The sequence below is a fragment of the uncultured Gimesia sp. genome, assembly GCF_963972345.1.
GTDB lineage: Bacteria > Planctomycetota > Planctomycetia > Planctomycetales > Planctomycetaceae > Gimesia.
On record NZ_CAXAVM010000151.1, the window covers coordinates 1 to 17,533 of the forward strand.

The following is a 17,533-nucleotide window of genomic DNA, read 5'->3' on the forward strand; positions in this document are numbered from 1 at the left end:
GTATTGGAAGTGCCGTCAGTGATATTTCGAATTCCCAATTCGCCGTTTGATTTCAAGACCAGTTGATTTCCTGCATAGTGCGAAAGCCCCAAACCTTCCGGGGAGACTCTGACGTTGATATTGGGGTTCAGGTAAGTGGGGATTTCCTGGTGGAACAGTGCCTGGTTGGAAGGATGATCCCAGGCGTAGTCGAAATCGATCTGGTTATAGAGGACTGCCTGATCCACGAAAGGGAGCAGAAATGTTTGCCAGCTTTGTGATGGTGCTCCCTCTACCGTTAAGGTTTCTCCTGGTGGAAACACGCGATGAGTATCATGATAGTTGTGCATCGCCAGCCCGAGCTGTTTGAGATTATTTTTGGAGGCGGACCGGCGCGCCGCTTCCCGTGCCTGCTGTACCGCTGGGAGCAGTAGAGCGATTAAAAACATCGCCATTAAAATGCCCCCCACGCCGACCACTGCGAGAACGACGATCAAGGTCGTTTTGCTCTTTTTGGTTGCGGGTTGACTGGACTGCGGTTGAGTTTCCGGTCCGGAATCAAATTCATCCCAGGCTGAGGTCTCCGCTCCCGTGAAGAGATCACTCACTTTGGCAGCGGGGTGAAATTCGCCGGCTTCACCCTCTCTGACCAGGTCTGTTTTTTGAACTTTGCCTTCGGCCGCCAGTTGATTCAGGCGTTCCCGGGTCAGAGGCCCGGCGACTTGACTTCCGCGTTTTACATACCAGTTCGCCATGTTGATACCCTGTAATATAGTCCTGTCAGAAACTCAATCCTCATTCAGCATACCGGTTCTGTTCATTACAATACAGGCAAACATAAGGCGAGAATGTATATATTTATTTTATCAGGAGGATCGAGAACATGAGGTTTCGCAGGGAATCTGGTAATATGACAGTACTCCTGAATCATTCAACTTCATAGATCGCAAATGAGGAGAGAAACGCGTGTCCGCTGAATCTGCAATCCGTCCCTGGATTCTGTCCGAGATCAATTATGCTTATGTGAAAGAGAATCCTTACCAGGTCGCCGTTCTGCCGATGGGGGCGACTGAGCCCCATAACCTGCATCTGCCCTACGGAACCGATACCTACGAAGCTGACGCGATCAGCTCGCGGGTCTGTGAAGCGGCGCACCAGCGGGGCGCGAAAGTGGTGATGCTGCCTGCGATCCCTTACGGCACGGAAACCAACCAGGCGGCGTTCCCCCTGTCGATGAATGTGAATCCTTCGACCCTGGGGCAGATAATCATGGATCTGGTCGATTCCCTGGCGAATCATGGGGTCAATAAACTGCTGATTCTCAACAGCCATGGCGGTAACGACTTTAAGCCGCTCCTGCGTGAACTGCATGGTTCCACGACGGTGCAGATTTTCCTGGCCGACTGGTTTCGAGGTACGTCAGCAGATGTGAAAGCCGAGATCTTTGAGAACCCGGACGACCATGCAGGGGAAATGGAAACATCACTGGCGCTGGCTTACTTTCCCCAGCTGGTGAACCGCGATGCAGAAACGGGCGCGTTACATGCAGACGACGGTGCGACGAAGACGACTCGGTTTTCCGCAGTCAATGAGGGCTGGGTCAGCATTACCCGTCCGTGGCATTTACTCACGACCAATTCGGGTTCCGGAAATCCCCACAAGGCGACTGCAGAGAAGGGGGAACAGCTGATGCAGATTTTAGTCGACCGTTTATCACAATTTGTCGTCGAACTTTCAGAGGCAGATCTGGATGACCGGTTTCCGTTCTAGTCGAAATACGATTCCTGTCTGGTTGACAGTTTTATTCAGCCTGTTTGGTCCTCTGTTTTTTTCCATGAATGGCGATCTGTTCGCAGAGGAGAAACAGTCGGCGATAGCCTTCCAGGATGTGACCGATGCTGCGCAGATAACCTTTCAGCATCGCTCCCCGGTGACAGTCCAGCGGCATCTGCATCTGATGATGGGGTCGGGAGTGGGCTGGATCGACTTTGATCGTGATGGATTCCCTGATCTGTACTGTGCCCAGGGAGAAGAGTGGAGTAACGTCGAACGAAAGCAGAGTCAGCCTGTCGATATTGCACTCTCCAATCGTCTTTACTGGAATCGCAGGAACAGTCAGTTTCAGGATGTGACCGTTGCTTCCGGATTGACTGTTTTGAATTACTCCATGGGAATTGCAGTGGGCGATTATAATCATGATGGATTTGATGATCTGTATGTGAGCGCGTTTGGTCGAAACCTGTTGTACTGCAATCAGGGGGATGGGACATTTTCCGAAGTTTCCTCTTTCGCGCACGTCGATGATCCGGGATACGGGGCCAGTTGTACCTGGGCCGACCTGAATGGTGACGGCCTGCTGGATCTGTATGTGGTGAATTACCTGGAGATTGACCGGGACCACTATCCGATCTGCAGCCGTCGTGTTGATGCGGCACGCGTCTATTTTATCTGTCACCCGCGCTACGTTCCGGGGCAGTATGATGTGGTCTATCTCAATCTGGGGAATGGCTCGTTTCTGGATGTTTCCCAGAAAGCGGGCCTGCATAATGAACCGGCGCGCCAGGGGCTGGGAGTCTTCGCCGCTGACTATGATCAGGATGGAGACATGGATCTGTATGTCGCCAACGATTCGGTGGCCAACCAGTTATGGATCAATAACGGGCAAGGGGTCTTTACAGATCAGGCGCTGGTCTCTGGCCTGGCATTTAACAGGACCGGAGATCGGGAAGCAGGAATGGGGCTGGCAGGTGCCGACTATAATGGGGACAGCGAACTGGATCTGTTGGTCACGAACTATTTTGGCGAAACCAATACACTCTATCGCAATGAAGGGGCGTTGTTCTTTCTGGATGTGACAGATGAGACGGGGCTGGCTGCTCCGAGCCGCGCGCGACTCGGTTTTGGAACTTCATTTCTGGATGTGAATAATGATGGCTGGGAAGACCTGTTTGTGACCAACGGACACGTGCACGATCGATTGTCTCAATTGGGAAAAGCTGAGCCCTATGAACAGGAACCGCAATTGTTTCTTAATCTGGCTGGTACGAGGTTTGATGATGTTTCCGAGCAGTCCGGGGAATTTTTCAAAACGAAACAGGTTGGCAGAGGTTGTGCCGTGGCTGATTTTAACCAGGATGGACTGGCAGATCTGGCCGTCTCACATCTGAATGAGCGCCTGATCCTGCTGGAAAACCGCTCAGCACCCATTCACAAGAGCATCGCGTTGCAGTTAGTGGGAACCGTTTCGAATCGGAGTGCGATCGGCGCGGTTCTGGAAGTGACTGGTGGCTCGCGAAAAATGACCCGGTTGAGAAAAGGGAGCAGCAGTTACCTTTCGGCTGATGAAGCCTGGGTGACTTGTGGACTGGGAGACAGCAACGCGCCAGTCGCAGTCAAAGTCAGATGGCCAGGCGGGAAAACCGAAAACTGGACTGGATTACAGCCGGGGGGACGTTATACATTGATAGAGGGAACCAGCGTTTTACCAGAACAGCCTCCAACCCAGCCCTGAATATGAACCGTCGGACCGAACCTGAAAAACTGACACCGCCCTTTACTCAGCAGGCAAGGAGCCCCTTTTTCTCAAGTGGTTTCCTGATTCTGGTGGGAGGCTGCCTGGCGCTGTTCCTTTACCTTGTGTTTCAGAGTGAATCGGGCAATTCCGATTCCAGCCAGCCGGCCGCTGTGGAGCAGGTGACTGAGAATTCCCAAAAAGCAAAACGTAAGGAACTGATCGCGTATCTGCAGCAGCATCCTGATGATGAATTTGCTCATTTCCAGCTGGGAGAACTGATTCAGGACCGTGCTCCCTACCAGGCCCTGGAAAACTTTTCGCATGTGACTTCCCGGCATCCGCGCTATTACGAGGCTGTCGAAGCAATTGCGGAGATCGCATTGGAACAGGGACTCCCGGAGCGGGCTTCCGCTGCGTTATTCATCCTGGTGCGTGAGTATCCGGAAGAAAGGCGCTTTCAGAAAAGTCTGGCGCAATTACTGTTTGCACAGCGAAAATATAACCGGGCTCTCCGCTATGCCAGGCGGAATATTGAACTGGGCGGGGATCAGGCAGAAGACTATCTGCTGGTAGCGGAAATCCTCAAACAGGCGGGGCGTACGATTGAAATGACAGGGCCTTTGAAACAGGCGCTGTACCTGGAGCCCGATTTGTACGCAGCGCATCTCAATCTGGCGTATGCGGGACTGTATTCGGGAGATCTGGAAACAGCGACGCGCGAAGCGCGGTGGTGTCTTGCTAAAAAACCGGAGTCGACCACCGCACTCCGCTACCTGGCTTTAATCAATCGGAATCAGGGGAATATCGAGAAGTCGCTCGCTGTGATCAACCAGGCATTGCAGATCGATTCAGAGGATATCGAGTGTCTGTTGCTGAAGGCGGATCTCCTGATTTATCAGAGAAAAGGAGCAGAGGCATACGCGCTGTTGAAACCTCTGTATGCGACACAGCAGACCGACAGACGTTATGTTTCCGCATTGTCACGTGCCGCTGGCTTGTCCGGGAAGCGTGAAGAGGCACTCGAACTGCAGCAGCTCAATCAGCGACTGATCAAGAATGAAGATTTGAGACCTTCTTCACTGCAGAGTGAGAGCGTGCAGAAAACGCAGGCAGGTCGAAAATGAAGCAGGGGAGCGACAATAAAATATGGTTCAGCCCGTATTCACCTGGATGCGGCGGGGTTCTGCTTTCGGGGCTTTCGGCAGAAAAATCCGCCGGACACCATTGGCAAGCTTGGCTTCGATTTCGCTGTGAACAATTTCTCCACTCAAGATAAAGGACCGGAGAAAATTGCCCACTTCGTATTCTTTATGAAGCGGAAGTGCCCCTTCGGGAATCTGTGGCTCGACCTTTCCCAGCAGTGTGAGTTTATTATCCTGAACCTGAAGTTCCAGTGAGCCGACGGAAACGCCGGGCAGGTCAGCGTAGAGCACCAGCCCTTCATCTGTTTCATAGATATCAATTGGTGGCGTGAATACAAACTGCTCGGGAGTGAGAAATTCTCTCGGTTCATCTTCGCTGTGTGGTCGACTCATCGTTATGTCCTATTCTCCTGAGCTCACAGGAATCTGCCGCGGTAGCTCTTCTTCCAGTTTGGGAAGATGAATTTTCAAGACGCCATCGTTAAATTCGGCGGAGAGGTGTTCGTCAGAGATGCGATCCGGAATACTGATCGACCTCTGCCATTCCCCAAAGGTGCGTTCTCTGCGTCGAAATCGCTCTTCGGGGATATCTTGATTATCCACCACCGGTGAATCCCGATGACCTTTCAGTGTCAGCACACCATTGGCAATTGTCAGTTCCAGATCCTGAACCTGCATTCCCGGCAGTTCCGCTGTGATCAGGAACTCGTGCTCCAGTTCAAATATATTCACTGCCGGGTACTGGCGAGGCATGCGAATCCCCTGAACGGTGAACTCGACGCCTTGAATCAGGCGGTCTACTTCACGCTCCAGATCTCGTAATGGATTCCATGACTGCTCCCAGCGAAAGATCGGCATTTTTCCTGTCCTTATACAGCGGTGAAAAATTACTGACTTATATGATAAGCAAAGGGCATACCATTTTACCGGAGAGGATGTATTTGCAGGGTAGGATCTCTAAGTGTCTATGGAATAGTAGATTAGGTGGATCAATTCTGTTGCGCGGTGGGCGAGCCACTGGTGGCGAGTGTCAAACTGGCATGTGTTTTCCGTCACATATACAGCCCCGGGGAGTGCCAATCTGGCAGATGGGTTCCGAAGTGGTTGAGGCTATATTGACGTCAATTCCATTGAATGGGCTGGATCCAGCCTGCAGCCAGTGCTCCCCCAAACAGGGTGCCAGTGATAAAAATCAGTCGTATCACCCAGAGCGCGGGTAGCGGTCCCAGGGAACGTGTGAGCCTTTGGCCTTTACGGGTATTGGCCTGAATCCATTGTGCTTTGACAAATCCAATTACGGACAGAATCAAAACGATTCCACCAATCAGTTGATGTTCTGCAATATGAAAAGGCATTGAGCCAGCGTCCTGGTTGAATGTGTTCGCCGTGAGGATTTTTGAAACCGGTATCGCGTGGATTCCACGAAGCCATTCTATCCCGGTGCTTCAGAATGGTCCATGCGTTGAGAGGTGTCCGTTTTGGGAAACAGGATCCAGAACATGAGAGTCGCGAACAGAGCAATCGCCGCACTGCTGAGCCAGATCCCGGGCCAGTCCCGGAGTAACTGGGCGGTTTCGCCAGCCAGATTTTTCTGAGTAAATTCGATGATACCTGTCTGCGAGGGGATATTCCACTGCGTGCGTAACAGGGTGTCTCTGGCAGTGGAAGTAAAATAATCGCCGATGCTTCCACTGATGAATCCTCCGGCGAACATTCCCAGCCCAAACACAAAAGTTCCGAAAAAAGTCTGCATGGAACCACGTACGTCCAACGGTGCGACTTTATCGACATAGATATAAGCAGCCGCCAGAAAGCAGCCGAAGCAGAGTCCGTGCATGGCCTGGCCCAGGCAGGTGAGTGCAATGGCAACCGTGAAGCCTTTCATGATTGCCGCAGTTCCAATGGTCGAGGCATAAGCAAAGATGAGGCTGCGTACAAGGTAGGAGAGCAGGCCCACCAGCATCACGGTTTTAAATCCGTATTTCTTGAGCCCGAACCCGAGGACCGCCATCACCAGAACTTCAAACACCTGCCCGATCGAACTGATCCGTTGTTCCCAGGCACCGGTCACATCAGCCTGCTTGAGGATCGCACTCAGGAAGGGGCTGTTCCATTGAAAATAAAACTTATGGACGATCGAAATGATAAAGGCCACGATCACCAGCACCAGGAAATGCCGATATCGGAGCATCTTGATTACTTTTCCCGGAGCCAGGTCTTTCTTATCACTTTTGACAGGAGGCGTGTGTGGCAGGGTTAAGCAGTAGGCAGCCATCAATAACCCCACCACGCCTGCCATTGCCAATACGATCCCCCGGCCCGTATTGAGCGCTTCCCCTTCCAGGTTCGCGAGGAAGACGCCTTCGGCAATCCAGGCGGGAACGACAAATCCAATCGTGCCCCACAAGCGGATCAGAGGAAATTCCTTGTCACTGTCTTTCAGATGTTGAAAGGACAGTGAATTGGTCAGCATCATGGTGGGAACATACAGAATGGAATACAGCACTCCCAGGGTTACCACCGGCCAGAAGCTCTGTTGTACGAACAGCGCCAGCATAATCACACCACCTGCCAGATGGCAGAATGCGAGCACGCGTTCTGTCGCGTAGTGGCGGTCGACGATCTGTCCGAACAGAAAGGGAGCCAGTAAAGGGCCGACGGCCAGTGCTGCACCAAACACACCAATCTGCCAGGCGGAAAATCCTAACGCCTGAATCAGATACAGTGTAATGATCGGCAGATAGCAGCCCTGCACAAAGTACTGCAGAAACATCATCAGGCAGAGCCTGGTCTTGAGCGCAGGATCAGTACTTTCTGCGGGCAGAATGTCCGTGTCTGTCATCGGGGTGTGGCCTTATTGGGGAAAATCAGGATGGGAATGCGGTTTCGAAACGCGTCGCTTATTTTTCCTGCACCCAGATATTTCGGAAACGGACCGGATTGGAATGATCCTGCAGAAACAGGGGGCCTGCGATGGATTCGTCTTTGTTGGTCCCGCCTGGTGTGGGTTCTTCGATTTCCTTATCGTCCTGTACGATCACCCCGTTGTGCTTGACCGTAATGCGTGCGTTGGCGGTTTTGTTACCCGCTTTGTCATATTGAGCGGACTGGAAATCGATGTCGTAGGTCTGCCAGGCCAGGGGAGGAAAGCACATGTTGACGCTGGGGGCGCCCAGTTTGTAAATGCCTCCACACTCGTTGTCTTTGCCTTCCAGCCCAAACGAGTCGAGTATCTGAACTTCATAGCGTCCCAGCACATAGCAGCCACTGTTGCTTCTGGCCTGTCCACGGGCCTGCGGCATGAAGGGAAGCTGGAACTCCAGATGCAGGCGACCGTCTTTAAATTTCTTTTTACTGGTGGTCCCTTCTTTCAGGAGACCGTCTTCGGTGATCCGACCGTTTTCAAAATTCTTGACGGTCTGTTCTGCCTGGTCTGAGTCAAACAGAACCGTTGCCCCGGCGGGCGCTTTTTTTCCAAGTGTGGGGCTTTTTCGATACACTTTATCCAGTACGCCGACCTCATTTCCATCCAGGTCGAACAGTGTCATTTCTTCATCGCCCAGATCACCGCGTCCCTGTTCCGAGACGAAGCTGATGACGCCACCCCTGGATTCTCCTTTGACTGTCACTTTCTCATCCAGCTTCGCGCCATCACCGGGCAGACCACCGGGATAACCGACTGCTTCGAATTCTCCCTCACCGAGGGCGATGACCTGGACACCGTATTTCAGTGATTCATCACCCTCCCCGATGATCCCGGAATATTCTCCCTGTTTTTCATAGTCAGGGCCTGCCTGTTTCACGTTCGTGGCAGCCCACTTGGGAGACTTGGAGTCTGCATGACAGAGTTGAATTACCAGTAAGAGAGCACAGCAGCCTGAAAGGGCGCAAATCGAAAACTGCTTCATGATATTCTCCAAAAGTCGAGGTTTGACAGGGGAATGAATGCACGGATTTTGAATGGAGTTCCAGAGCCAGGCAGGCTCGTGATATGAAATCTATTGTGGGATTCAGCGATCAGAGATGCAAGTACAGTGGCAGAGGTTTCTGGTGTGAAGGGTACGAGTGTGTATTAAAATTAAGTAAAACTTGTGATGGCAAGGTGTTAAAAAATCTAGTAAGATGTCACACTGATACGTAAGAGAGTATAACCACGGGAAGTGCGGGCCTGCCTGTCGAATCGGTACGAGACGGATTGGAAGGAGGTGTCTCTGCACTCTTCATTTTGAATTGAGTTTTGGGTTAACAGCGGAAGAGCAAATGACATCGGACAGAAACAAAAAGATTGCCGCAGACTGCTGGAGACGGGGCAATGAGGCCCTCTCGAAAGAGAACTGGGATTATTCCATCGAGATGTTCACAACTGCGGTGAAACTGGAACCAGAGGCACTGTTATACCGACAGACCAAGCGGGGCGCCGAACGCAAAAAATACGGCGACAATCATTCCGGCTCAAAAATGGGCATGCTCAAATTAGCGGGCCTGAAAACCAAGATCAAAAATTCCCGTCGCAAAAAAGACTGGGCCGCCGTCGATCAACTGGCTGAAGAAGGTTTAACGCTCAATCCCTGGGATCCGGGATTGAATGCCGATATGGGGGAGGCCTGTTCCAACCTGGGTTATGACGATGCTGCCATCTTTGGATATAAAGTCGCGATTGAGAACGATAAGGCCAACAAGGGGTATTACAAAGAACTGGGTTTGCTGCTTGAGGAAAAAGGCGAATACAAAGCGGCCCGGGAATGCTGGGAAATGGCATTTAAACTCGATCCGATGGATGGGGTCGCCCGGTCCAAAGTCACTTCACTGATGGCGACTGAAACTCAAGTGCGCGGGGGATATGACGGAGCCGAAAAATCCAGTGGCGTCAAGCGGCAGTCTGCTTACGACGAAGGCCGCGCGACGCGTGAACAACGCCAGCAGGCTCAAAAAGGAAATGCGGCAGATGGCCCCGGGCAGTCACAGGAAGCCGATCTGCAACGCGCCATCCGCAAAGAGCCTGAAAATAAGGACCATTATCTCAGGCTGGCCGATTTTTACCGTCGTGAAGGCAAGCTGATCGAATCCAGAGAGCATTACGAAAAGGCATACGAATATTCCGGTAAAGATTCGAACATCGGCGAACAGATCGAAGATATTGATCTGGAACTGTTACGGGTGAAACTCACCGCTGCCAAAGACCAGTTTAATCGTGATCGCGAAGATGCCGAGGCGAAAAAACAGGTCACGCTGATCAGCAAAGCCCTGATCAAAAGAGAAATCGAAGTCTTTACCAAACGCGTGGAACGTTACCCGGCGGATATGCGAATAAAGTATGAACTCGCACAGCGATTTATCCGACTGAAGAAATGGTCGCCCGCAATCTCCCTGCTGCAGCAATCGGTAAAAGATTCCCGGATCAGTTCAGACGCCCTGGTGGCATTGGGCAAATGTTTCTACGCGGATGGTAAAAAAGAACTTGCCAGGCGTCAGTTTGAGAAAGCGCTTCCCAAACTCTCCGGAGATGAAAAACCGGAGATCTTCAAGGAAGCCCATTATCTGCTGGGACGGCTGTACCAGGAAGCGGGACAAAAAGCCCAGGCAGATGATCATTACAGTGAAATTCTTGCCTTGGATTATGAGTATAAAGATGCCCGTGCCAGGTTGGAAGATGAAGGGGCGGACGCCTCTGCCTGAGCGAAATCAGGAAATCGGGCCGTTTATGCAGGTTCATTGCAAAACTTGTGGATCAGTAATCTTCATCATGATCGCCGGTATTCTCGAAATTCCTGATAAAAGCTGGTTTTAGCTGTTCAGAATGGCTGGAATATCGATCAAGAGGTTGTTAAACTCCTCAATCTGCCTGAGATCTTCATGTGGCGACTGTCTTCATCGACGGAAGCCAGTTTGTATCGTAAACAGTTACTCAGAAAATACTTAAGTCGAAACATGCCAAACACAAAAAGTGCCAAAAGAGCGTTGCGAAAAAGTGATACCCGTCGTCTTCGTAACCGTTCGACCCGTTCGGAATTACGATCAGCCATCAAAATCGCGCGGGCTGCCATCACAGGTGATGATGCACAGGCTGCTGAGAAAGCACTTCGGGGTGCTGCCAAGCAGATTGATCAGGCTGCTGCGAAAGGTATCATTCACAAAAATGCTGCTGCCCGTACCAAGTCACGTCTGGCAAAATCAGCAAATCAGACAAAAGCTGCTGAGTAATCAGTGACTTGAAAATCATGGCCCTTCGTAACTGGTCCGTTTCATCGCGGACTGATTTACGCAGGGCTTTCTTTTTTTGATTACCAGTGCATGACAAACCCGCCATCCACGTTAATGGTTTGTCCCGTTACCTGGGCGGCTCGATCGGAACTGAGAAAGACGATCATATCTGCAATATCTTCGGGGGTCTGCCAGCGCTGAAGCGGTACCAGCTGCCTGATCTTCTCGCCTGCCCAGTCAGCATATGATTTCTGATTCTCCGCAGACTGGCGATCATTCCAGGCTTGCCAGACTGCCTGGTTGAGAGGCGTCTGCACCATGCCGGGACAGACCGAATTCACGCGTATCCCGTATTGCGCCAGATCTTTTGCCATGCACTGTGCAAAGTTGATGTTGGCTGCTTTGGAGGCACTATAGGGGGGATCGGTCTGGGAGCCAATCTGTCCGGCGATGGAGCTGATAAAAATCATACTGCCCGTCCTCGCTTCCTGCATGAGGGGAGCCACAGCGTGCGCCACATGGACCATGCCCTGCATATTCACTTCAAACACACGCGGCCAGTCTGCGGGTGTCAGGTTAGTAAACGGAAAACCAAACTTGCCGGAACCTGTGGCGGCCGCATGCACCAGGTGTGTGATTCTGGAACGATACTCCAAAGTCAATTCCATCGTTTTCTGGACAGCTGTAAAATCAGTAAGATCCACCTGAAAACCGCTGATACTCTGGCTTGTTTCTTCGCTTACCTGTTGCGCAATTTCAACGACATTTTCAGACCGATCCCAGAGCGTGATGTGCGCACCTTCCCCGGCAAATGCGCGGGCGGTTGCCAGACCAATGCCACTCGCACCACCTGTGATCACCACGGATGCGCCTGTTAAATTCAGATCCATGAATTCTATCCTGCTTTCAACGGGATTCAACGGAAGTAACGAAGACTCATTCTGATCAAAGGCTTTTCTCCCTGCAAGCGGGCTGTTATCTTAATATGCCATGAAATCGATTAAGTCCAAAGTCGAATGAGGTACAGACAATGAAACTGGGGATGATCAATTCGGCCTGGGCACAGGCAGGCAGAGATACCGCCTGGGGTTTGCAGAAAACCAAAGAGATCGGTTTTGACTGTGTCGATATTTTCATCGATCCCCTGGAGGCCGCGATCCGCGAACGGAAACTGGTGAAAGATACCTGTGACCGCCTGGAACTGCCGATCATCTCGGTCTGCTGTGTGGCGGTGGGGCTGATCGATTTTAATGCGAGTGTCCAGCGGTTCCATCTGCAGCGCGTCAAAGCCTATCTGGATCTCTGCTATGAATACGAAGCGCAAAACCTGCTGCTGGTTCTCGGCGAGTACATCTGGAACCGTGAAGTGATTCCGCCTGAAGAACAGTGGCAGCTCGGCGTCAGTCAATGTCGGGAGCTGGCGCTGTATGCAGAATCATTGGGACTGCAGATTGCATTAGAGCTGGAGCCCTTTCCCCTGTCGCTGCTGAACAGCGTGGATGCGATGGTACGTTTTGTAGATGAAGTGAATCATCCGGCTCTGAAAGCCAATATTGATATTTCCCATCTGTTACTGGCTGATGTGGCGCCCCGGGAACTCAGGAAATTGCAGAACAGGGCGATTCATGTCCATATTTCTGACTGCGACGGGAAAGTACACGGCGATCTTCCACCCGGTCGGGGAGTCGTTCCGTTTGAACCTTACCTGAGTGAGATACGGGATTTACACATTCCCGGCGCCGTCTCGCTGGAGCTGGAATATTCTCCCGAACCAGACAAAATTGAGGAGTGGGTCTGGGAAGCCTACGTCGCGACGGATTTGTTGATGAAACAGGCGGGTTTAAGAAGCTGAATCTGCCTGAAACCTCTCTGAAATGAGAGAGTTTTTTGAATTCGGTGAATCCGCGTGTCTGTTGCTTGAAGTTTTCCCGGCGTTTCCCTAATTTCGCAGCTGGAAACGTCCGATGGTGGGCGTTACTTCTGGAACCCTTTTGTAAAAATTGAGAATTCAAACAATGGCCGATCTTATTGCCCCTCATGGAGGTTTGAGCGAACCTGTCTGTTGTACAGTACCTGCTGGCGAAATTGACAGCTTCAAAGCAGAAGCAGCAGGACTTCCCCAGGTACCTGTTTCCGCGGCGGATCTGTCGACTGTCTATCGTCTGGGCGATGGCACACTGAGTCCACTGACCGGGCCGATGAATGGTGAAGTATATAATCGTGTTCTGGATGAAGCCTGCATTGAAGTGAATGGCAAGCAATACGCCTGGACCATTCCCCTGGCTCTTCCCGTGACTTCAGAACTCGCCGCTACACTGTCCAGCGGACAGAAAGTGGCTTTAACCAATCCGAATGGAGAAATCGTCGCGACTCTGGATATCACAGATGTATTCGAATGGGATAAACCCAAATACCTCAAGAGCGTCTACCAGACAGAGCGTACTGATCATCCCGGTGCCGCCATGGTCCTCGAAGGGGATGCTGATAAAACTCACCTGATTGGTGGAGAAATTCGTGTTCTGCCTCAGCCTAAAAACAGCTCATTCGGAAAATACGTTCTGACTCCCCGTGAAGTCCGGGCCCTGATCGCTGAAAAGGGCTGGGATGCCGTCGTTGCATTCCAGACACGTAACCCGCTGCACCGGGCACATGAATATGCACTCGTGTATGGCCTGGAATCATTGTTGAAAGCCGGCAAAAATGCAGGCGCTGTGCTGAATCCCCTGATCGGTGAAACCAAGAGTGATGACGTCAGTGCCGAGATCCGGATGGAAACCTATGAGAAGCTGATCGAAAATCGCGAACTCGGCGAAGGCGACAGTGATCCTGAACTGTGGGGATCTCGCGACGATACGCCTCCCGATCGTGTTTTGCTGCTCGGTCTGGACATCAAAATGTTCTATGGTGGTCCCAAAGAAGCGGTCATGCACGGTATTTACCGTCAGAACATGGGTTATACGAACATTGTCATCGGTCGTAAGCACGCTGATGCTCCCTATGCAGATGGCACTGCCATCTGGGGTGACTTCGACGCACAGGAAATCTTCAATAACCTGGCTGGCGAACTGCTGATTGAGCCGGTCAATGTAGGATTTGCTGCTTATTATGAATCACTGGGCCGTGTGGACCTGATGGAAAATCATTCTGAAGAGAAACCGGTTTTCATCTCTGGGAAACAGGTTCGTGCCACTCTGCTGGAAGGCGAAATGGTCGATCCTCGCATCATGCGGGAAAGTACTTCCAAGATCCTGGCAGAAGCGATGAAAGAATCCTGATCTAAAGTCAGATCAGCTACACTAATTGTGAAAGGCAGACAGGGATCAAACCTGTCTGCCTTTTTTCGTGAACGGTGGTCAGGCAACAGTCGATGCGCGACAAAACCAGTTTCCAGAGTCTGCTGCGCTGATTATTTTGCGGATAATGTAAATTTATTGAAAATAGCGCGTAAAAAAATGAGGAGTTGGTTCCTCTATGAATCGGGAAGTTCACTATCACCGAAAGTAACTGATGACTACTGATATGGATTTACAATCAGATGCTGCTCAGCTGCTGTTGCAATATAAGGCACCGCTGTATGCCTATATTCATGCCAGTGTGCGAAACCGTTCTGATGCCGATGATATTTTTCAGGAAGTGTCAGTGGCGGTGGTCGAATCTTTTTCGAAGCTGGAGTCCGAAGTGGTGTTTTTCTCCTGGGCTCGTGAAATCGCGTTCCGCCGGGTGCTCTCGTATTATCGAAACTATGATCGGGAAAAACCGGTGAACCCGCAGTTAATCGCTGTTCTCGCCGAAGCAGCCGAGCGGGTCGAGCAGAAGCAACCCGTTTCCACCAGGCGGGAAAAGTTACTGGAATGTCTGGACCGTCTGCCCGAGGTGAGTCGCGCACTCATTGCCCGCTGTTATGACAATTCCGGCGAGAGCCTGGGAACGATCGCGGCACAGTCCGGTCTCAAGGTGACCGCATTCTATGCCAAAATTCATCGCATTCGCACGATTCTGAGAGAATGCATCGCGCAACGCCTCCTGGAGGAATCTGTCGAATGATTCAGCAGAATGATGATCGACTGTTACAGGAGTATCTCGACAGGACACTATCTGCCGAAGAAATCCATATGTTCGAAGAGCGGCTCTGCAATGAACCTGAACTGGCAGAACGCCTGATTAAATATGCCAGCGATGATCTGGTGCTGGCGGAGTGGGGAGCCGCCCGGGAACAGGAGCAGGCAATTCCGGAAGAGGGGCCTGTGCTTTCCAGCGCTGCACGCATCCCTTCCAGAAGTAATCGAACTGTGGTCGTATCCGTGATGACTTCGATGTTCAGCGTGCTCTTTATGCTGGGAGGGTATTTTCTTTATCAGTTTTTCTCCAGCACTCCCCTGATATCCCTTTCCGAAGGGGTCGTATTGAGCTCCGGGGAACCGGTTAAAAACTTTATCAAACAGACACTCAAGCAGGGCTCAGCCGAGTTGCATTTTCCCACCGGCGCGAAGGTGCTCATCTCTGCACCGGCTTCCTATGAAGTGACGGGCAATAATTCGATGCATCTCCAGCAGGGGAGTTTCATTGCCAACGTTCCCAGCTCCGGAATCGGGTTTCAGGTGGATACGCCCCATGGTCGTGTGATTGATCTGGGGACTTTGTTTTCTGTACAGACGGTAGAAAAACTCGATACGCGGATTCAGGTTTATCGAGGAAAAGTGATTGCCTCGCTGATGAATCAATCTGGAGGAATCCAGTCGAGTAAACAGGTTTCCGAGCGTCATTCCGCAACCATTGATTCTGCGAAGAATGAAATCGCGGAAGCCGCCGTTACCAATTCTCTCGCTGAAAAGTGTGGCATACTGCATTATTCTGAATCCGTGATTTTACAGGAAAACATGCCTGATACCCTGGCGACAGGCAAATACCAGGTCTTCGAACACGATGGTCTCGCGTTTGTTTTTCCGGAACGGATGCAGGTCACCTTGAAAAGTGATTTGCAACTCGTGGCGCACCCGTCTGAAACAACGGCAATCAACAGGGCAGGCAGGATTTCCGCCGGCACGACGGTGGACTGCTACCGGATCTATTACGACCCCGCTGAGCAGGAGGGAACCTTTATTCCGGTCCAGGGGGAAATCCATTTTGATCGACCGATTCTGGGGGTCATACTGGACAGGGAAAATCTCACACAAACCGACAGGCTCTTTCATCCCCTGTGTGTGGGCGATGCCAATCGCTCTTTCGTTCACCAGGGAACCGAAACGGATACAGGTGGGAAAGACCCCAAAGCCCGCTATGACGAAGTGGCGATTTCAGCTGATCGGCGAACACTGTCTTTCATGCTGCTTTCCGGCGAGCGTTTCGTCGATGAATTTCGAGTCATCGTTCAATCTCCTCATTAAGATCTCATTATTGAACTCCCCTGGTACCGGCGATAGCGCGCTTCCCTTACTTCCCGATGATTATTTTTATTCTGTGTTCAACATTCTTTATGAAGAGAGAAATCATGGTATTTCAACATCGACGACGAGAGGGTTTTACATTAATTGAACTGCTGGTAGTCATTGCAATCATTGCGATTCTGATCGCATTGTTACTCCCTGCAGTACAGCAGGCGCGGGAGGCTGCCCGTCGGAGCACCTGTAAAAATAATTTGAAACAGCTGGGGATTGCGCTGCATAACTACCACGATACGCATCGCGTGTTTCCCTTTGCGACCGTGTGTGGTGTGAATACTGCTGCCTACACGGGCCAGAATCATGCCCGCCAGTCCTGGTTTCACATGGTTTTGCCTTACGTCGATCAGGCCCCGCTGTACGATAAGCTGAAAGACGGGTTTCAGTCAGGAACCGTCAGTGACTTTGCTTCTCATCCGCAGAGATCGGTCAAAGTGCCCGTCTTCATGTGTCCTTCCGATCCCAACAGCGGGAAAATCGGCAGTCAGAAAAGTACGTTTTACTCAAATTATCTGCTGTGCTCCGGATCGACGACCCAGGGAGCAGATGGGACTTTTCCTAAATTAAACGGGATGTTCTTTTATGTGTCACGGGTGAGGATGAGCGATGTCACCGATGGCACTTCCAATACCATCGCAGCCGGGGAAATCAACCTGGTTCCCGATGTTGTTGGCGGCAGTTCCGTTGCAGACTGTCTGACGATTGGTGATCTGCGTGGCAGGATCTGGGGAACAAAATATGTGGGCGGCGGGACGTTTACCACACTGCAGGGACCCAATACCAGTGTGCCGGATACCGTCACCTATGGTTATCACAGAGATTATGCTCCGATCAGTACAACCTGTTCCAGTGGTGACAATGCCGTCTATGCCCGCAGCAGACATACGGGGGGAGTTCATTTTCTCCTGGCAGACGGGGCGGTACGGTTCATTTCCGACAATGTTGATACCGCCACGTTTCGTCATCTGGGGACACGAGCGGGTGGGGAAGTGCTGGGAGAATTTTAGAACTGGATCTGGTGATTTTAATCAGCTGTGACGGGTGGGAGGAGTTTCATTGTGCTTCAGTGTTGTCTGAGACAATCTCGAATTGTATTCCTGGCTACCCGTGAATTGTGTTTAGTGGTTCGGGATTTATATCTGAGGGGATGAGGGGCAGTGTGGATTGTGATTTGTTGTGAAACGTACAAAGTAACCTGGATCGAAACACTGTCGGGCAAGCCCAATACTGTTCGGCTCACCGTTTGCTGTTGCTCTTAA

Annotated in this window: 17 protein-coding genes; 10 read left to right on the plus strand and 7 right to left on the minus strand. The window is 51.4% G+C overall.

The features are described 5' to 3' along the window. The coding region (locus AACZ40_RS20930; RefSeq protein WP_339675723.1) for a DUF1559 domain-containing protein at positions 1 to 734 on the minus strand (734 nt) is incomplete at its 3' end. 211 nt (positions 735 to 945) lie between these two features. Between AACZ40_RS20930 and AACZ40_RS20935 the strand changes: the two genes are divergently transcribed. Genes AACZ40_RS20935 through AACZ40_RS20945 form a run of 3 tightly spaced genes read left to right on the plus strand, consistent with a single transcriptional unit; the run spans position 946 to position 4,617 of the window. Next, a complete protein-coding gene (locus tag AACZ40_RS20935; protein WP_291170939.1) occupies positions 946 to 1,749 on the plus strand; it encodes a creatininase family protein in 804 nt (267 codons plus the stop codon). Then, positions 1,730 to 3,490, plus strand: a complete 1,761-nt coding sequence (locus AACZ40_RS20940) for a CRTAC1 family protein (protein ID WP_291170940.1) — start codon at positions 1,730 to 1,732, stop codon at positions 3,488 to 3,490. The genes AACZ40_RS20935 and AACZ40_RS20940 overlap by 20 nt, the downstream gene beginning before the upstream one ends. A 2-nt stretch (positions 3,491 to 3,492) precedes the next feature. Next, complete coding sequence (locus AACZ40_RS20945; protein ID WP_291170941.1) at positions 3,493 to 4,617, plus strand: tetratricopeptide repeat protein; 1,125 nt, start codon at positions 3,493 to 3,495, stop codon at positions 4,615 to 4,617. A gap of 27 nt (positions 4,618 to 4,644) precedes the next feature. Here AACZ40_RS20945 and AACZ40_RS20950 read toward each other — a convergent pair whose 3' ends face one another. The 5 genes from AACZ40_RS20950 to AACZ40_RS20970 all read right to left on the minus strand — a co-directional run bounded on the left by AACZ40_RS20950 (position 4,645) and on the right by AACZ40_RS20970 (position 8,543). Beyond that, positions 4,645 to 5,028 (minus strand): Hsp20/alpha crystallin family protein, encoded by a 384-nt coding sequence (locus tag AACZ40_RS20950; protein ID WP_339675728.1) that lies wholly within the window; start codon positions 5,026 to 5,028, stop codon positions 4,645 to 4,647. Between the two features lie 9 nt (positions 5,029 to 5,037). Then, positions 5,038 to 5,493, minus strand: a complete 456-nt coding sequence (locus AACZ40_RS20955; protein WP_291170943.1) for an Hsp20/alpha crystallin family protein — start codon at positions 5,491 to 5,493, stop codon at positions 5,038 to 5,040. Between the two features lie 263 nt (positions 5,494 to 5,756). Beyond that, on the minus strand, positions 5,757 to 5,990 hold the full coding sequence (locus AACZ40_RS20960; protein ID WP_291170944.1) for a hypothetical protein: 234 nt from the start codon (positions 5,988 to 5,990) through the stop codon (positions 5,757 to 5,759). 77 nt (positions 5,991 to 6,067) lie between these two features. Beyond that, positions 6,068 to 7,477 (minus strand): MFS transporter, encoded by a 1,410-nt coding sequence (locus AACZ40_RS20965; RefSeq protein ID WP_291170946.1) that lies wholly within the window; start codon positions 7,475 to 7,477, stop codon positions 6,068 to 6,070. 58 nt (positions 7,478 to 7,535) lie between these two features. After that, positions 7,536 to 8,543, minus strand: coding sequence for a DUF1080 domain-containing protein (locus AACZ40_RS20970; RefSeq protein ID WP_291170948.1), 1,008 nt, complete (start codon positions 8,541 to 8,543; stop codon positions 7,536 to 7,538). Between the two features lie 352 nt (positions 8,544 to 8,895). Between AACZ40_RS20970 and AACZ40_RS20975 the strand changes: the two genes are divergently transcribed. Both AACZ40_RS20975 and rpsT read left to right on the plus strand, forming a co-directional pair. Then, positions 8,896 to 10,311: a tetratricopeptide repeat protein gene (locus AACZ40_RS20975; RefSeq protein WP_291170950.1), complete on the plus strand. Its 1,416-nt coding sequence runs from the start codon at positions 8,896 to 8,898 to the stop codon at positions 10,309 to 10,311. A gap of 252 nt (positions 10,312 to 10,563) precedes the next feature. Further along, positions 10,564 to 10,836 carry a 30S ribosomal protein S20 gene (gene rpsT / locus AACZ40_RS20980; RefSeq protein WP_291170953.1) on the plus strand — a complete coding sequence of 91 codons (273 nt, stop codon included), beginning with the start codon at positions 10,564 to 10,566 and terminating at the stop codon, positions 10,834 to 10,836. 80 nt (positions 10,837 to 10,916) lie between these two features. Here rpsT and AACZ40_RS20985 read toward each other — a convergent pair whose 3' ends face one another. Further along, positions 10,917 to 11,726 (minus strand): SDR family oxidoreductase, encoded by an 810-nt coding sequence (locus tag AACZ40_RS20985; protein ID WP_291170955.1) that lies wholly within the window; start codon positions 11,724 to 11,726, stop codon positions 10,917 to 10,919. Between the two features lie 140 nt (positions 11,727 to 11,866). Between AACZ40_RS20985 and AACZ40_RS20990 the strand changes: the two genes are divergently transcribed. The 5 genes from AACZ40_RS20990 (at position 11,867) to AACZ40_RS21010 (ending at position 17,281) form a co-directional block, all read left to right on the plus strand. Beyond that, positions 11,867 to 12,688 (plus strand): sugar phosphate isomerase/epimerase, encoded by an 822-nt coding sequence (locus tag AACZ40_RS20990; protein ID WP_291170957.1) that lies wholly within the window; start codon positions 11,867 to 11,869, stop codon positions 12,686 to 12,688. A gap of 163 nt (positions 12,689 to 12,851) precedes the next feature. Continuing rightward, positions 12,852 to 14,111, plus strand: coding sequence for a sulfate adenylyltransferase (locus AACZ40_RS20995; protein ID WP_291170959.1), 1,260 nt, complete (start codon positions 12,852 to 12,854; stop codon positions 14,109 to 14,111). Between the two features lie 244 nt (positions 14,112 to 14,355). Further along, complete coding sequence (locus tag AACZ40_RS21000; protein WP_291170960.1) at positions 14,356 to 14,880, plus strand: sigma-70 family RNA polymerase sigma factor; 525 nt, start codon at positions 14,356 to 14,358, stop codon at positions 14,878 to 14,880. Further along, entirely contained in the window at positions 14,877 to 16,220 is a 1,344-nt protein-coding gene (locus AACZ40_RS21005) for a FecR domain-containing protein (protein WP_291170962.1), read from the plus strand. The genes AACZ40_RS21000 and AACZ40_RS21005 overlap by 4 nt, the downstream gene beginning before the upstream one ends. Before the next feature lie 104 nt (positions 16,221 to 16,324). Further along, positions 16,325 to 17,281, plus strand: a complete 957-nt coding sequence (locus AACZ40_RS21010; RefSeq protein ID WP_291170964.1) for a DUF1559 domain-containing protein — start codon at positions 16,325 to 16,327, stop codon at positions 17,279 to 17,281. The last annotated feature ends 252 nt before the right edge of the window (positions 17,282 to 17,533 follow it).

Bases quoted from the DNA above. Each gene is read 5' to 3' on its own strand.
- AACZ40_RS20940 (WP_291170940.1), top strand. From the start codon at position 1,730: ATGACCGGTTTCCGTTCTAGTCGAAATACGATTCCTGTCTGGTTGACA.
- AACZ40_RS20945 (WP_291170941.1), top strand. From the start codon at position 3,493: ATGAACCGTCGGACCGAACCTGAAAAACTGACACCGCCCTTTACTCAG.
- AACZ40_RS20950 (WP_339675728.1), bottom strand. From the start codon at position 5,028: ATGAGTCGACCACACAGCGAAGATGAACCGAGAGAATTTCTCACTCCC.
- AACZ40_RS20955 (WP_291170943.1), bottom strand. From the start codon at position 5,493: ATGCCGATCTTTCGCTGGGAGCAGTCATGGAATCCATTACGAGATCTG.
- AACZ40_RS20960 (WP_291170944.1), bottom strand. From the start codon at position 5,990: ATGCCTTTTCATATTGCAGAACATCAACTGATTGGTGGAATCGTTTTG.
- AACZ40_RS20965 (WP_291170946.1), bottom strand. From the start codon at position 7,477: ATGACAGACACGGACATTCTGCCCGCAGAAAGTACTGATCCTGCGCTC.
- AACZ40_RS20970 (WP_291170948.1), bottom strand. From the start codon at position 8,543: ATGAAGCAGTTTTCGATTTGCGCCCTTTCAGGCTGCTGTGCTCTCTTA.
- AACZ40_RS20975 (WP_291170950.1), top strand. From the start codon at position 8,896: ATGACATCGGACAGAAACAAAAAGATTGCCGCAGACTGCTGGAGACGG.
- rpsT (WP_291170953.1), top strand. From the start codon at position 10,564: ATGCCAAACACAAAAAGTGCCAAAAGAGCGTTGCGAAAAAGTGATACC.
- AACZ40_RS20985 (WP_291170955.1), bottom strand. From the start codon at position 11,726: ATGGATCTGAATTTAACAGGCGCATCCGTGGTGATCACAGGTGGTGCG.
- AACZ40_RS20990 (WP_291170957.1), top strand. From the start codon at position 11,867: ATGAAACTGGGGATGATCAATTCGGCCTGGGCACAGGCAGGCAGAGAT.
- AACZ40_RS20995 (WP_291170959.1), top strand. From the start codon at position 12,852: ATGGCCGATCTTATTGCCCCTCATGGAGGTTTGAGCGAACCTGTCTGT.
- AACZ40_RS21000 (WP_291170960.1), top strand. From the start codon at position 14,356: ATGGATTTACAATCAGATGCTGCTCAGCTGCTGTTGCAATATAAGGCA.
- AACZ40_RS21005 (WP_291170962.1), top strand. From the start codon at position 14,877: ATGATTCAGCAGAATGATGATCGACTGTTACAGGAGTATCTCGACAGG.
- AACZ40_RS21010 (WP_291170964.1), top strand. From the start codon at position 16,325: ATGGTATTTCAACATCGACGACGAGAGGGTTTTACATTAATTGAACTG.